At 51.2% G+C, this 14,683-nt stretch carries 17 protein-coding genes and 1 pseudogene; 4 read left to right on the forward strand and 14 right to left on the reverse strand.

The genetic code is table 11. The features are described 5' to 3' along the window. Positions 1 to 162: 162 nt before the first annotated feature. The 4 genes from J1836_RS00835 to J1836_RS00850 all read right to left on the reverse strand — a co-directional run bounded on the left by J1836_RS00835 (position 163) and on the right by J1836_RS00850 (position 3,455). Positions 163 to 630, reverse strand: a complete 468-nt coding sequence (locus J1836_RS00835) for an MCP four helix bundle domain-containing protein (RefSeq protein ID WP_207249122.1) — start codon at positions 628 to 630, stop codon at positions 163 to 165. Between the two features lie 159 nt (positions 631 to 789). Continuing rightward, the gene (locus J1836_RS00840) at positions 790 to 1,509 is read right to left on the reverse strand and encodes a glutamine amidotransferase (RefSeq protein ID WP_207249123.1); all 720 of its coding nucleotides are present in this window, start codon (positions 1,507 to 1,509) and stop codon (positions 790 to 792) included. 125 nt (positions 1,510 to 1,634) lie between these two features. Beyond that, the gene (locus J1836_RS00845) at positions 1,635 to 3,008 is read right to left on the reverse strand and encodes a cbb3-type cytochrome c oxidase subunit I (RefSeq protein ID WP_207249124.1); all 1,374 of its coding nucleotides are present in this window, start codon (positions 3,006 to 3,008) and stop codon (positions 1,635 to 1,637) included. Positions 3,009 to 3,020: 12 nt separating this feature from the next. Further along, the gene (locus J1836_RS00850; protein ID WP_207249125.1) at positions 3,021 to 3,455 is read right to left on the reverse strand and encodes a c-type cytochrome; all 435 of its coding nucleotides are present in this window, start codon (positions 3,453 to 3,455) and stop codon (positions 3,021 to 3,023) included. A gap of 75 nt (positions 3,456 to 3,530) precedes the next feature. Here J1836_RS00850 and J1836_RS00855 point away from each other — a divergent pair, with 75 nt between their 5' ends. The 3 genes and pseudogenes from J1836_RS00855 to J1836_RS00865 all read left to right on the forward strand — a co-directional run bounded on the left by J1836_RS00855 (position 3,531) and on the right by J1836_RS00865 (position 4,537). Next, the gene (locus J1836_RS00855; protein ID WP_242632665.1) at positions 3,531 to 3,764 is read left to right on the forward strand and encodes a helicase HerA-like domain-containing protein; all 234 of its coding nucleotides are present in this window, start codon (positions 3,531 to 3,533) and stop codon (positions 3,762 to 3,764) included. Positions 3,765 to 3,863: 99 nt separating this feature from the next. Further along, positions 3,864 to 4,079, forward strand: a pseudogene (locus tag J1836_RS00860) (type II toxin-antitoxin system HigB family toxin); the annotation flags it as partial. Then, a complete protein-coding gene (locus J1836_RS00865) occupies positions 4,079 to 4,537 on the forward strand; it encodes a helix-turn-helix domain-containing protein (RefSeq protein WP_207249127.1) in 459 nt (152 codons plus the stop codon). The pseudogene J1836_RS00860 and the gene J1836_RS00865, both read left to right, overlap by 1 nt. A gap of 242 nt (positions 4,538 to 4,779) precedes the next feature. On the opposite strand, the gene J1836_RS00870 is transcribed toward J1836_RS00865, so the two are convergent. From J1836_RS00870 to lepB, 6 genes are all read right to left on the reverse strand, one after another. Further along, positions 4,780 to 5,691, reverse strand: coding sequence for an ATPase, T2SS/T4P/T4SS family (locus J1836_RS00870; protein ID WP_207249128.1), 912 nt, complete (start codon positions 5,689 to 5,691; stop codon positions 4,780 to 4,782). Next, positions 5,688 to 6,149 (reverse strand): ribbon-helix-helix protein, CopG family, encoded by a 462-nt coding sequence (locus J1836_RS00875; protein ID WP_207249129.1) that lies wholly within the window; start codon positions 6,147 to 6,149, stop codon positions 5,688 to 5,690. The genes J1836_RS00870 and J1836_RS00875 overlap by 4 nt, the downstream gene beginning before the upstream one ends. After that, positions 6,146 to 8,206 (reverse strand): IncP-type conjugal transfer protein TraG, encoded by a 2,061-nt coding sequence (gene traG, locus J1836_RS00880; RefSeq protein WP_207249246.1) that lies wholly within the window; start codon positions 8,204 to 8,206, stop codon positions 6,146 to 6,148. The genes J1836_RS00875 and traG overlap by 4 nt, the downstream gene beginning before the upstream one ends. 5 nt (positions 8,207 to 8,211) lie before the next feature. After that, the gene (locus tag J1836_RS00885; RefSeq protein WP_207249130.1) at positions 8,212 to 10,155 is read right to left on the reverse strand and encodes a DUF3363 domain-containing protein; all 1,944 of its coding nucleotides are present in this window, start codon (positions 10,153 to 10,155) and stop codon (positions 8,212 to 8,214) included. An 83-nt stretch (positions 10,156 to 10,238) separates the two neighbouring features. Next, positions 10,239 to 10,439: a hypothetical protein gene (locus J1836_RS00890; RefSeq protein ID WP_207249131.1), complete on the reverse strand. Its 201-nt coding sequence runs from the start codon at positions 10,437 to 10,439 to the stop codon at positions 10,239 to 10,241. A 206-nt stretch (positions 10,440 to 10,645) separates the two neighbouring features. Continuing rightward, positions 10,646 to 11,155: a signal peptidase I gene (gene lepB, locus J1836_RS00895; RefSeq protein WP_207249132.1), complete on the reverse strand. Its 510-nt coding sequence runs from the start codon at positions 11,153 to 11,155 to the stop codon at positions 10,646 to 10,648. A gap of 175 nt (positions 11,156 to 11,330) precedes the next feature. Here lepB and J1836_RS00900 point away from each other — a divergent pair, with 175 nt between their 5' ends. Then, positions 11,331 to 11,819 carry a nucleoside 2-deoxyribosyltransferase gene (locus J1836_RS00900; protein WP_207249133.1) on the forward strand — a complete coding sequence of 163 codons (489 nt, stop codon included), beginning with the start codon at positions 11,331 to 11,333 and terminating at the stop codon, positions 11,817 to 11,819. Between the two features lie 28 nt (positions 11,820 to 11,847). Here J1836_RS00900 and J1836_RS00905 read toward each other — a convergent pair whose 3' ends face one another. Genes J1836_RS00905 through J1836_RS00920 form a run of 4 tightly spaced genes read right to left on the reverse strand, consistent with a single transcriptional unit; the run spans position 11,848 to position 14,414 of the window. Continuing rightward, positions 11,848 to 12,258, reverse strand: coding sequence for a hypothetical protein (locus tag J1836_RS00905; protein WP_207249134.1), 411 nt, complete (start codon positions 12,256 to 12,258; stop codon positions 11,848 to 11,850). After that, the gene (locus J1836_RS00910) at positions 12,258 to 12,680 is read right to left on the reverse strand and encodes a TrfB-related DNA-binding protein (protein ID WP_207249135.1); all 423 of its coding nucleotides are present in this window, start codon (positions 12,678 to 12,680) and stop codon (positions 12,258 to 12,260) included. The genes J1836_RS00905 and J1836_RS00910 overlap by 1 nt, the downstream gene beginning before the upstream one ends. After that, on the reverse strand, positions 12,667 to 13,650 hold the full coding sequence (locus J1836_RS00915; protein WP_207249136.1) for a ParB/RepB/Spo0J family partition protein: 984 nt from the start codon (positions 13,648 to 13,650) through the stop codon (positions 12,667 to 12,669). Before J1836_RS00915 ends, J1836_RS00910 begins: the two co-directional genes overlap by 14 nt. Then, on the reverse strand, positions 13,647 to 14,414 hold the full coding sequence (locus J1836_RS00920) for a ParA family protein (protein ID WP_207249137.1): 768 nt from the start codon (positions 14,412 to 14,414) through the stop codon (positions 13,647 to 13,649). The genes J1836_RS00915 and J1836_RS00920 overlap by 4 nt, the downstream gene beginning before the upstream one ends. Between the last annotated feature and the right edge of the window lie 269 nt (positions 14,415 to 14,683).

Below are 14,683 nucleotides of genomic sequence, written 5' to 3' on the forward strand. Positions count from 1 at the left end.
CAACACCTAAAGTTCATTCGGAAAATGTCATCACAATTGTTGAGTAATAAACTAAGAAAAGAGGCTGCTATGCGCCTTGACCCAAGTCAAGCTTGCTGGACATGCAAAAACCGGCGGGCATATATCACCAGCCGGTAACTTTTCAGGCTCTACCTATGAAGGTTATTTTGCACCTGCCTCTAGTTTTGCTGCTGGATCAGGTTTTGCACCCAATTCGGAGAGTGTCCCTTTCATCGCTTTCATTCGTTCTGCCTGAACGGTTATGGCCAATTTCTTGGCATCTTCCACTTTTCCGGCTTTGATGGCGGGAATAATTTCATCGTCACGGGTCTTTTTGAACTCGCCCCAGACTTTGTTAAACGCTTCCAGTTTTGTCACCTGTTCCGGCAATGTCCCCTTATCAGCCAAGGCAGCAGCAACACCGTCATCCACACCCTTGGTCGCCTTGGTGATCTCCTCCTGATACTTGTCTTGGGCGGCAGCATCGGGAGTACCAATCATAGCCACCAGATTCTCACGGGCGGTCATTAAGGATGTCTTAATGGCATCGGCATCTACCGCAGCCTGAGCCATCTGGGTAAACAGCAAAGAAACCAACAGTGTCGTAAACACCTGTATTATCTTCTTCATAATCCTATCCTTTTAGCAAAAGAGAAGTTAAGAACGTTACACAACAAAATATAAATCCAAGCAAGGCATGGTTTAATTTTACACAGAAATGCTATGCTTTCAGGAGGCTGAACCACATTGACTTGAGTCAAGCCAAATTCTGGTAAAGCAAAGCGGCTGCTATGCACCTTGCCCCAATTCAAGCTCATCCAGCCATGCGCCGATCACTGCTTCACCAGCCTGACACAAGGCTGCACCATACTCTACGGCTTGCTGGCGTAATGACGACAGGTCAACCCCGGCATTCAATAACTCGGCGCAATGCCCAATCAACCATTGTTCAATACGGCGAGCATCCGCTTCTAGATGAAATTGCAAGGCCAGCGCATGATTGCCCACGCTAAATGCCTGATGCGGACACAGCGGTGTTTGTGCCAATGCCGCCAACCCCGCCGGAATCTCAAACTGATCACCATGCCAATGCAGGACAGGCAAATCCGCTGGCAGATATTGCAACGTCGACTCGCTACCCGCTGCCGTCAAGGTCAACGGCGCAAAGCCAATTTCCTTAGCAGGCATCGGCGCAACCCGAGCACCCAAAGCACGGGCCATCAATTGCGCACCCAGACAGATGCCCAGTGTGGGTAAACCTTGCCGTAAACGTTCGGTAATTAACGCCATTTCATCCGCAAGGAAGGGGTATAAAGCGTCGTCATATGCCCCAATCGGTGCGCCTAATACCACTAGCAAACCAATCTGGACATTGTGCAGGGCGGTCAGTGAATCGACCCCAACATCACAATAACGCAGGGAGTAACCACGCTGTTCCAGCACGGGTTGCAGCGTTCCCATATCTTCAAACGCCACATGACGGATGGCAACTACGGTTTTGTGTGGCATAACAACACTCCTTGGCTAACATAAAAAAACCGGCTGGAGAGAAGTCTTCAGCCGGAGTGAATACCGTCTTTAGTACACATTTACCACCAAAGGAGTCGACGGCTCGATACTACAGAAGGGGTTGCTTATACCTGTTGCGCTTTGCGATCCGGCAAGAAACTCAGGATAAACAGGATTACCCCGACGAAGAACACCAGCCCGGTAAATTCCCGCATCCAGTAGAATAGGCTGATTTTTTCCTGCACGATCATGAATGCCTGTGGCGCATCACTGTAACGTTGCAGGTAAACTTGCAGAATGCCAGCGCCCGTGAGGAACAAAGTGATGAACACGATGGAGATAGTCATCAACCAGAATGACCACATTTCCATGACCTGCTTGGCATTGCTCTTCGCTTCGCGACCAAACATGATGGGAACAGCATAAGAAATAATGGTTAGTACCACCATGACATATGCGCCGTAGAACGCCATGTGTCCGTGCGCTGCGGTGATTTGCGTGCCATGAGTGTAGTAGTTGACAGGCGCTAAGGTATGCAGGAAACCCCATACACCCGCCCCAAGGAATGCCATGACTGCCGTTCCCATTGCCCACAGTACTGCGGCCTTGTTCGGATGTTCACGCTTGCGCTTGTTGATGGTGTTGAAAGCAAACAGGGTCAACATAAAGAATGGGATAGGCTCGAGTGCAGAGAAAATGGAACCCCACCACTGCCAGTATTCCGGTGTACCAATCCAGTAGAAATGGTGACCTGTACCGATAATGCCGGTAATCAGGGTCATGGCAATAATGATGTACAGCCATTTTTCGATCACTTCGCGGTCAACGCCGGTGACTTTGATCAGCACGAACGCGAGGATGGCGGCCAGAATCAGTTCCCACACGCCTTCGACCCACAGATGCACGACCCACCACCAGTAGTATTTGTCCTTCACCAGATTGTCGGGGTTGTAGAACGAGAACAAGAAGAACACTGCTAGGCCAAGCAAACCTGTCAGCAACACGATGGTGACCACGGTTTTGCGTCCGGTCAGCACGGTCATGCCAATGTTGTAGAGGAATGCCAGTGCCACCACCACAATGCCGATTTTAGTAATGGTCGGCTGTTCGAGGAATTCACGCCCCATCGTGGGGAGTAGGTCGTTGCCAGTGATTTTCGCCAAGGTTGCATACGGAACGGCTAGATAACCGATTACGGTTAACGTCGCAGCCACCAGAAACACCCAAAACATCAGCACCGCGAGTTTCGGGGAATACAGCTCCCGCTGTGACTCTTCCGGCACGAGGTAATAGGCAGCGCCCATGAAACCCATCAACAGCCATACGATCAGGGAGTTGGTATGAACCATCCGCGCCACATTGAAGGGAATTTCCGGGAACAGGAAATCGCCCACGACGTACTGAAGACCCATGATCAGGCCAAACAGCACTTGTGCCACGAACAGCCCGATGGCAGCGATAAAATACAGTTTCGCCACCGACTGGGATTGATATTGCATAATGTATCCTCCTTAACCCTGAATATTCGGTGGCCAATTATTGGTGTTGATTTCACTGGCATATTTCAGGAATTCAACAATTTCATCCAGTTCTGCATCGGTAAAATTGAATTGCGGCATACTGCGACGACCGGGAATACCATCCACTGGTCGGCTACGAATGAAGCCTTTGATCGCTTCTTTGTTTTCGCCGAAACGCTTGTAGACGTTGCCGAGTTCCGGGGCGAAATACGCACCTTCACCCAGCAGGGTATGGCAACCGATGCAGTTATTGCGTTCCCACAAGCGTTTGCCTGCGGAAACTTGCGGGGTGATGTTTTGATGGTTGTCACGCGCAGGCCAAGCGTTGTGCGTGTCAAAGGTTAGGGCAAGAAATAACAGCAGGAAAAAGGCCGAGCCGCCGTAGTAAATATTTCTCGCCATGCTTTTGGTGAAAACTTCCTGCATGGTGTGAGTCCCTCCGTATTTGCAAAGTGTCGAACACAGGCTAAGGCTAAGGGATCGGCGCGGAGGGTCGCCTTGATGCAGATCAAGCGCTACAATTGGGATTGCTTGGCTCGATCAACCCGCAGCGGCACGGAACTGCGCCACGTCATTTTTCTGGATGAGGCGCACAAGTTTTTCAGTAAGGATAACGATGACATTATCAATGTGATGGCGCGGGAAGCCCGCAAGTTTGGCATTGAGTTATGGTGCGCCAGCCAAAACCCGACAGATTTCCCGGATAGTTTTCTCACCAATGTGGGGCTACGCTGATTTGGTGGCTGCACGGTAGCCATTGGCAACGGGCAACCAGCAAGCTGCGCATCAGTCTGGAGACGCTGAAACACATCAGGCCGAAGCAGGTGGTGGTGCGGCAGTTTTGCCAACCCTCTGGAGTTGAAAGCCGTGTTTCCCAGTCTGGATAATTTTCGTTACAAGGACAAATGATGGGTTATCGACATTGGCGGCAGTAACCTGCGCTTACTGGCCTTCATTGAGTTCCGCGATAACCGTATGTATGTGAAACATATTGTTACCCACGCCGACTATGACAAGCTCTGCAAGAAATATGCACGGGAGGCAGATTGATGGACTTTGCGTCTGTAAAAATCAAGGCGAAAGAACTTTTCGCACAAGCCAGCTTCCTTACTGAGATTCGGGATGATGCTGACTATAAAAATGCACTGGCATTGATGGAAGAGTTGCTGGAGGATTATGACGAACACCGCACCTTGATCGGTATTCTCGCTCATGCGATTGAGGAATGGGAAAATACCGCACCGGAATTTGCTGAATTTAACCAGCGGGTGGCGCAACTGGATGATGGGGTGGCAGTGCTGAGGACGCTAATCGACCAATACCAGCTTAAAGCCGAAGACCTGAAAGAAGAAATTGGTAGTAAGAGTTTGGTTTCGATGATCCTGAATGGCTCGCGCAACATGACCCGTGAACATATCCAAGCATTGTCTTTGCGGTTCAAGCTGAATCCTGCGATTTTTTTCCATACAACGGGATTACGGTTGGTCTCAACGTCAAGGACAACGTAGCTAGGCATACTTTTCGTTGTACAAACGGAATCACCCTGCCCGAAAAACCTACCCGCATCTCAACAAACTCACCCTTTTTTCCGGGTCGTAGCTGAGCATGGGTCTGTCGCTGCCGTAAAATGCAGTTGGTCAAACAGGGTGTTCTCCGCCACCCATTCCGCCACTTCCAACATATCTTCATCTTCAACAATGAAATCGACGGCTGCGCCTAAGCGGCGGCAAATAGGGTTGCCTAGATAATATCAAGACAGCCGAATTATTTGTCCTACACATCTCATAACAGGACGACGAGAATCTTCGGTTAAATACACCACAGCCCCCACCATTCGCCTGATCTCCGGCATAAAATCAAACTGCGGCTGTGCCTGCTGCGCCAGCCGGTTGAGCCGGTGCAGTGCATTTTCCGCACTGGATGCATGAATAGTGCAGATATTCCCCGGATGCCCGGTATTCCATATCGAAATCAGGTCGTAGGCACTCCGATCCCGCACCTCCCCCACAATAATCCGGCTCGGATACTCCCGCAACGAGTCAAATATTGCCTTGGAAAGCGTCAGCTCCGGCGGATTGACCAGCTTTCTGACCAGATTCTCCACCGGGCACTGCAATTCCAAGTTATCTTCAATCAGAACCACCCGATCATTGGAACCAGCAATCTCATGCAGCAAGGCATTCACCAGCGTGGTCTTACCTGATCCTGTACCACCCGCCACTAATATATTCTTCTTTTCCCGCACGGCCTGTTTCATGGTTTCTGCCTGCTCATAGGTCATGATCCCCTGTTCCACATACTCATCCAGCGTGTAGATGCGTCGAGCTGGCAAACGGAAGTTGAACGTCGGCCCGTCCACACTGTAAGGCGGGATGGATGCCTGCACTCTGGCTCCCCAGTGTGGCAGTTTCGCAGCAAGGCTTGGCTTGTCCGGGGTAATCTCCATCCCTGCCTCGGTCGCAATCAGGCGGATAATCCGGTTAGCCGCTTCGCTATTGAGGATAATCCCAGTCTTGTACATCCCCACACCCTGCTCATTCACCCACACCTTGCCATCTGGGTTGAGCATGATCTCGGTAATGGTGTCTTTCTCCAGCCAAGGTGTAATCGGCTCCAGTGCTGACTTGAGCATATCCAGACGGCGTTTGGCAGATTCGCTCATGCCTTGCCCTCCCTTTCCATGTCCAGCAAGGCACGGATGTCCTCGTTCTTTAACAGGTCGTCTTCCGCAACTTGGGCAATGAAGGTTTTGTTTTGTTTGATTTGGTGCTGGATAAAGGTAATAAACTGGTCAAACCGCTCTGCTGCCATGGCTTGCGCCGCTTCTTTCTGTCCGGTTGGTAACGGCGGATTATAAGCCAGCCACATCTGTACAAAACCCGCTAAACCCGCATCCATGACATCCAGATTGCGCTCTATCCGCCCTACCCCACGCCGTAACCTGCCCAGCTCCCGCAAGATCAGGGTTGCCTGGCTGGAATCATCCAGGTATTCACGCAAGGCAGCCTCCACAATACTGCCCTGTGATTGACCTTTGGCAGCCGCATAGGCTTCCAGCCGTTTCTTGGTAGCGTTCTGTATCCTGATATTCAAAGCCGCATAAGGGACTGGCTTACTCATAACGGCATCCCCCCCCCACTCGGCTGGCGTGATTGCTCGATGGCCCGCTGCCTGCCCAGTTGCCGGTTACGTTCCGTGCGTTGCTGCTCCAGTTCACGCATTTTGCGTTTTTCTGCATCCTGATGACAATCATCCGGCTCCAGCTTGGATTTTGATTTTTCAGGCTGTTGCCTGTCATCAACAGAAATTCCCCATTCCGGGTTATGCTGGATTTCACCCTCCAGCAGTACACCACCAGCGATCCCCGCTGATGCAGCATTGCTATTAGCACCTGACGGCTGCTCTGGCTCCACTGTCGGGGCTGGCAGTTGTAACCAAGCGCTGGGAAGCCCCAGCCCCTTGAGTTCTTTTCCCTGCCATTCGGCGGCATCAGGGCGTGGCAACTTTGCCCTGCCCATGAAGCGCCTGTCTTCGTAGTACCTGACCTTCAATCCCCGGTAAGGTGGGTTTCCGCCCACCATCACTAAGGCTTCAGTAGCCGGAAACTGTAGCACTTCACCCGGCGTCAACAAGGCACGCGGTGATTCCTGCTCACTGACCATGACGTGTCCTAACCACGGTGCAAGCCGGTGGCCTGCATAGTTCGTTTGCCGCCGGTTTTCGGTCGCTGTCCCCAGCATTTCCGAGATACGTTTGGCGGTGCGGTCATCCAGCGTACCGTAAGTAACCCGGATATGGCTGTTGTCGAGAATGGAGTTGTTTGGCCCGTAGGCTTTTTCAATCTGGTTGAGGGACTGCGCAATCAACAAGGCGCGGATACCGTAACCTGCCATGTAGGCCAGTTCACTTTCAAAAAATGTCAAGCGTCCCAAGGTCGGAAACTCGTCCAACAACATCAGTAAGTCATGCCGGTGCGGCTTACCCTCCTGCCCCATGCTTTCCGTCAGGCGGCGGCCTATCTGGTTGAGCATCAGGCGTATCAGCGGACGGGTACGGTCAGCATCACTGGGTGGGACAACGATATACAGGCTGACCGGGTTCTTGGCATTCATCAGGTCAACAATCGTAAAGTCACTAACGGCAGTGTTACGGGAAATGATCGGGTCACGGTATAGCCCCAGAAAACTCATCGCCGTGGACAGGACACCGGACAGCTCATTCTCACTCTTGTTCAGCAACTCACGGGCGGCAGAAGCCACCACGGGATGCACCCGATCACCCAAGTGCCTGCATCGGAGCATGTGGTTCAGGGTCTTGAAGAATGTCCGGTCAGGGTCACTCAGAAACTTGGCGACCCCCGTCAGGGTTTTGTCAGGTTCAGCATAAAGGACGTGCAGGATAGCCCCCACCAGCAGGGAATGCCCGGTCTTTTCCCAATGATCCATGTGATCCTTACTACCATCGGGATCCACCAAAATGTCGGCAATGTTTTGCACATCGCGGACTTCATTTTCCCCTTTGCGCACTTCCAACAGCGGATTGAAACGCACTGAGAAAGAAGCAGTCGGTTCAAACCGCAGTACATGGGAAAACTGCTTACGCCAACCGGCGGTAATGTCCCAGTTCTCGCGCTTCATGTCATAGACCAGTACCGATGCCCGCCAGCTTAGCAAGGTCGGGATAACAATCCCCACCCCTTTACCGCTGCGGGTGGGTGCAAACACGAAACAGTGTTCCGGGCCACTGTGCCGTAACAAGGTGTGCTCACGGTCATGCGTTTGTGCCAGCACAATCCCCTCTTCTGCCAACACTCCGGCTTTCTTCAGATCTTTCACGGTTGCCCAACGGGCTGTACCGTAAGCATCTGGATGCTTGTTACGCTTAGCCCGGTTCACCGACATGAACACGATCACCATGAAAATCACCAGGACACCGCCGTAAATGATCAGGGAACCCTGAAAGAAAACGGTCTTGGCGTAATAGTCGTACTGGTACAGCCATGCCCAATATTTCCATGGCCAGTAACACGGTGTCCCGAACACGTGGTAGGCAGGCTCCCCCAGAGCCTCCTGATACCCCAGTTTATGTGCCACAAACTGGGTGGCGGTTTGCAGGGCAATCATGGCTCCAATGAAGGCCACGATGAACTGTCCCCACAAGATGGTTGTGCCTCGCATTTGACTCATCGTGCGATCCCCTTCTGAATCTGTTTACTCCACGCCCTACCCTGTGGGTTGATGCCAATGGCCATGTTCATGCCTTTGGGTGGCAGGGGTTCCTGTTTCCACGGAACCATAGAAAACTCCTTACTGTTGGCTACCACGGCATAGCGGCGGTTGGATGGGACATCGACCACCCCCAACACCTTGCCTTGCATGGATTCACCGGCTGCCAACGGGCGGAAAGGCAGCCCTGTCTTTTGCCTGACCTGAGCCGCTAGTGTCTGGCGTTCCATGTCGTCCAGTGCCGAACGGGAAGCCTGTGTCCCCGCTTCCAGCCCCTGCCCTGTCAGCCATTGCGCCCGTAACGCAGCCGCATTGCGCAACTTGATGGCGACACCTTGCGGCCTACCGTCTTCTATCAGCTCGTGATAATGCTCATCTAGCCAAGTACGGCCACGGTAAGTGACTTGGGTATCTATAGGGAGTTGGTGCTGGGCAACGAACACGGTGCGGGTAGTACGGCTGTCTTTTTGTGCCAATGCTTGCACTTGGTCAGGCAGGTTGTCCGGGATTTGCCAGCGATTACCCTCAAGGGATTTCACCACACCCAGTCTGGACAGGGTATTCAAACGGAGTTGATGGGCATGGCGATAACTCTCTTGCTGTGTGGGGGTAATCTTGCCCTCCCCCATTGCCCACGACGCATGGGATTCCGCATGGTAAATCCCGTCATGCGCCGCCGCGTAACCGGCAATGTTCCAATCAGTCGCTTTAACAGATTTCTCCTCCAACACCTGCACCCGGATAATCTGGCCGACCCTGCTTTCTTCCTGTGCGAGGTTGCTGACAGCAACCTGATGCAAGATGCCATCACGGCTTCCCACAATAAGGTAGCCCCGTTCAGATACCTCATCACTCAGACCACGCTCAAGCACCACCCCTTCCAACGGCTTGCCAATAGCAGGATCATGCAGGCGGTAGCCACTGGCTGGATGCCCTAACTGCTGTTCTGCACGTTTTAGCCGGATCATCGCCTCATCATACTGTCCCAGTTGTTTCAGTTTGTCTGACAAGTTATCTGCCAAGCGCCATTGCTGCCCGGCAAGCTTTTCCGCATAACCAAAACATTCCAGTTCCTGCAAACGTCCCAATAACTTGGAACGTTGCAAGCGGGCAGCCGGAGAATTCTTGGCTGCCTCAATAGTCAGCTTATTATCCTGTGCTTGCTGGATCAGTTCCCGGTCGGTACGGGTAAATAACTTCGCCTTGATTTCTTTCTGGATGGAATCACGGATCTCATGTTCCAATCGGTGGCCGAGTTCCTGTGTTGCTAGCGCAGATGCCCGATGGCGGATGCCGTTGGAGATGTACTCACGGTCAATGAAAACTTCTTCACCTTTCCGGTCAAGACCGTGGATGACAATGTGGGTGTGGGGATTATCGGTGTTGTAGTGGTTGATAGCCTTCCAGTCCAGCTTGCGCCCAAGGTCAGATTCCACCTGTTCCATCAGCTTGCGGGTGTAATCCGTCAGATTCAAACGTTCTGCATCTTCCGGGGACACAATCAGACGAAATTGGTGCGGCTCTCCCTCTCGAATCGCATCGACTGCCTCCCGCTGGATACCGTCCTGTTCACGATCAAAAAAACCTTCGCGTTCTTCTGTCTGCCCAGTCCCTTCACGGTCAAGGTAACGCAGGTGAAGTTTGGCAGCACCGACCCCATAAGCCGTCATTTTGATTACCCTAGCTTTGACCACTACCCTGCGAGATCCTAGGATGTCAGACTTACGGGTTGCAGGTGCGGATACGCCACGGATAGGCCCGATGCGCTTGGGTTTTACGTTGGCAGGACGTTTAGACGTTGCACCGCCACGGCGCAAGGAAACGGCAGGCTCTCCTTTCTTTTTTGCCCGAAGATCAACGCGAAGTGGAAGATCGTCGTAAGTATCCTTTTGCGCCATCATTACATCCTGTAGAATACTTATTGCTTTAAATACAATAAGTTGTTATCAGCAATCGACAAACCTACACACCGTTGTAGAATCATTTAGTGTTGGTTTTCAGGGACTTGAAAAGTACCAGCTACAACACTTTTATCTTGCACTAATCCAATCTCAAGTTGACCAATGACAAGCGGTACTTTTTTTACTACCACCTGATTCAGTTGGGGCTTTGCCCCAAACCCCAAGGTATTTAAAACCAGGATGATGGGGCGGGAAATATCATTGATGATGGGTAGGGCAACCAACGGTTTCAGTCTGCTGAACAGATCTCACAAAAAAGCATTCTAACGTTGGGTTAGCTGGCGGGGATAAAGCACAAGACAAGAGATAAGGCATCCAGCCCATGCACCAAGGAGAAACGATACGATGTTTTAGCAGATAGATCGCAAAAGATTTTGCATCTGAAATGCAACTACCATGCAACATATGGCGCAGAAACACGGCATGATTATCAGTTGTTGTCACCCCAGATGAGGCGGGCTTTGCCGTAAATCAGGGCTTCATCCACTTCCCCAAAATAGCGTGAATCCAGCGACAATGGATTGTCTTTTAACATCACCCAAACATGTCCAGCTCGCACAGTATGACAGCCATCCAATTGCGGCATTGGTCTACCTTTCGAGTCACTCAGGCTGGTTTTACCAAACCATTCACCGTTCAAGGTGATGTCTGTTTGGCGGATGCAAACAGTATCCCCTGCCCTGCCCACCACCCGTTTCAGCAGGCGGTCATACAATGGGATCCAGCCACGTTCTTGCACTAACGGGCGAAATTTTTCCGGGATGTCGAACGCCACAATATCACCATAGGTGTAACCAGGCTCGATCTTGTAAAACCCTTTTGGTAAACTGCTGGTTATATTCCAGATCAACACAGGCGTTTTCAGCCAAGCCACCGTGATAGCCAACGACAGGCAGCCAATCACCAACAACAGCGGCACAATGCGTCCACGTTCGACCATAAAAATCTCCTTACAGTTGAAAATACGCACCATAAAATGCCCGACAGGGTTGAACCATAACCACCTGACTGCCCTACCCTTTTTACATCATCAATGGTCATAGCCCAGTAGGCTGAAGCATCACCAAGGCTGCTATAGTAGGCCGCTATTAATGTATTGAGGATGTAAAACCTGCATGACCTGTATTTACCTCGCGGGACCATTGTTCACGGAAGCAGAACGTGCATGGCATACCCAAACCAAGGTTCTGTTGTTGCAAGCTGCTGCCCAGCAGAATGCCGCCATTGATGTTGTTTGGCCTTACGAACTGATCACGACCGAAGAAATTATTGCGCTGGGTAGTGCTGCTCGCACCGAGATATTCCGACGTTGCAAGGATGGCTTAGACAATGCCCGTATCGTGGTTGCCTTGCTGGACGGGACACAGGTGGATGATGGCACGGCTTGGGAGATAGGTTACTTCTTCAGCCGCAAATCAGCAGGACAAGCCATCATCGGCATCCGTACCGATTTCCGTCAAGCGGGTGAATCTGCCAGTGCTATTGTGAATGCCATGATTGAGATGGCCTGTGACCATATTGTCCATAACCGTAATGATTTGATGGAAGCTGTCTTGCTAGCTTTGGGTAATTCAAGCTATATCCTAGACAGCCAGAATCTGTAACAACAACTCCCAAGCCTTATGCGTTTTCCTAGAGCAGTTTCCCCAATATCCATTCAGGTTGGTAACGTTTTCCGGCCAGCAGGGCATCCCACTGAATGAAGGTTTCCAGCAGAATAGCATCAAGGTTGATAGTGTGCGCTTTGAGCAGCTTGAGTGTCTTCAGCAGACGTTGTACCCGCAGTTTTCCGGCAGCTTCCAGCAATAGTACAACCGGTTTTTCCAGTCCCGGCAAGGAATGCTGACCTGCCTGGTTACGTACAACCCAACCGCTGACACGACCGCCACCCCCTACCACATAACAGAAAGTCTGCCCCTCGGTAAACAGCAGCCCCTTGTGCTGTTTGCCAAGCAGTATCTGGGTTGGACGGCCTGCAACCAAACGGATGGAATACAGACCAGTTTTGCCAGTCAACAGCAGATTGGGGTACGCATCCAACACTAGGAATTTGCCGTAGGCTGCTTGTTCAACTGCTGGTCACTGTGCATCCCTTTCTGCACGGTTGCCAGTTGCTGAGTCTCCAGCTCACGGATAGTTTTGGTCATGCTACGCGGCAGGTAAACCACCACAGGTTCCCAACCTTCGGGGATTGGCAGGAGACGCATCGCTTCACGCATCAAGCCAATCGCTCTTTCCCGAACGGCCTCCATTTCCGAGAGGTGCATGGTACGCCAAGCATTTGTTACCCGCCCAACGGACTTCCTGACTGCCTCCTTGGAAATAGAGAGGGCAACGGCTGCCATCTCCAAGGTTTCCCCCTTAACCAGTACCCGCCAAGCAGCTTGTTGTGGGCGTTCTCCAAAGCGTTTCAATGTTCCAACGGCTTGCCTGAAATTCTCTGCTGACAATCTAGAGCTGACCATAAATGACTCTTAACATGGCTTCATTGATGACGATGGTTCTACTGTTGGTTTGCAAATACACCTCATCCTTCTCTATCCTGAAATTCACCACATGTTCCGGTTTGGGTTCTGCCTTACGGGACGTTTTGTGGTGGGTTTCATCTACCTGTCCGGGTACTGCTACAGTTTCTGCTGGTACATTGACAGCACCAGTAGCAGCCATGATTTCAGGTACGGGAACTGCTTTATTGGTCACATCCAACCCGGAGTCTGTAGCCATTGGTGAGCTGGGTTCACTGCTGGTTGGAGAGAGTTTTGACCTATCCATCTGCAAGAACGACTCAGCCACCTTCTCACGCAAGCTGCCTCTGGATTCCGGGTGTTGAATCCAGTTATCAATGAATTGCCTACCCTCTTCCGGGTACTTCTCAGTGAAACGGGCAAGCTGGTAAGTACCCATCACGTCGGTGCTGTCACCCTCTTCAATGAAGGTTTCAATGATGCCACCAACAGTACCAATTTTGACCCGTTGGGAAATCCAAGCTTTTGACTTACCCAATGCTTCAGCGGCGACCTTCGCTGACCCACAGATGTCACACATCCGCATGACTGCCCGCACTTCATCCAGCAGGGAAAAACCTTCCCGGTCAATGTTTTCGATGATCTGAGCAGCAATAATCTCTGTCAGTGAGATGTCACGTACCACAGCCGGGATAGTGGTTCGACCAGCTATTTGGGAGGCTCGCCAGCGCCGTTCCCCTGCAACAATGATATAGCTGTCAAACACCTCCCCGTTACGTACCACAATCGGCTGAATAACCCCTTGGGCTTTAATCGAATCGGCTAGTTGCTGCAACTTGTCGGGATCAATCTTTTTACGGGGCTGTTCGGGATCTGGGGAAATCTGCTGCACCAGCAGCTCTGCAACGACCGTACCGCCTGCTTCCAGTTCTGCGGCAAGTGAATCCAATCCAAAGTCAGTATCCATCATGAGTTGATCCTCATACCCATTTTTCCCATGATTTCTTGCATGACTGCCAGCATTTCCTGAGCCGCAATGCGTGCAGCACCACCGTTGGGTTTATCCCATACTGCTTTGCTTTCGTAGGCAGCATTAGCGATAGCAGAACGGTCTGCCAAGGGGTTAGCAATGATTTGTCCCGGCAGTGCTTCCAAGAACTTTCTCACCATTTCAACTTGTTGCACGTTCCTGCTATTCCAGCGGTTTATCACCAATCCCAGAAATTTCAACGAAGGATTTTGTTTGGCTCTGACCGCCTTGATTTTGGCAAACAAGGTTTTAACACCGCGCACACTGAAAGCATCAGGAATCACGGGGGATAACGCAAAATCAGAGGCAATCAAGGGGGCTAACATGGCAAATCCCATTGTTGGCGGTGTATCCAGAATCACTAGGTCGAAAGTATTGGCAAACGTGCGTAGCCGTTGCCTAAATATTTGCACTGTTTCAAAAGGCAACCGCTCGATACCTAACAAACCTTCGTCGGCAGGAATCAGTTTGAACGTCTCGCCGCCTATTGAGAGAGGAACAACTTCCCTGTCTTTCAGAAACAGACCGGAAGCTCCGGTTTTGGCAGACTCAACATGGAAAAATGCACTGATATTGGCTTGGGCATCCATATCAATGATCAAGACAGACAGCTTTTTACTGTGTGCGTAGAGAGCTAGGTGTGACACGATAGTGGTTTTCCCGGTTCCCCCCTTGTGGATGGCTACCGTCAAGATTTTTCCCATGAATGTTCTCGTAATGTTTTGATTATTGTATCAATACCCTAAAAGTCAACCAATTTTGGAACCTATTGATACTACTGTTATCTGGTTTAGGCAGTATCTTAGACATAATCATCGGGAAAACAACTTATAACCGGTTTGACGGAGCAGTTTCACATGAAAAACTTCATCTTGCTGCCGGAATCTGTAGCATGAAATTGTCCACACACTGGGGAAATTAGTGATGCGGTGTTTAGTTTTCACCTAATATTGATTCAGCATCTGTTTTAGCT

Source organism: Thiothrix fructosivorans (assembly GCF_017349355.1).
GTDB classification, from domain to species: domain Bacteria; phylum Pseudomonadota; class Gammaproteobacteria; order Thiotrichales; family Thiotrichaceae; genus Thiothrix; species Thiothrix fructosivorans.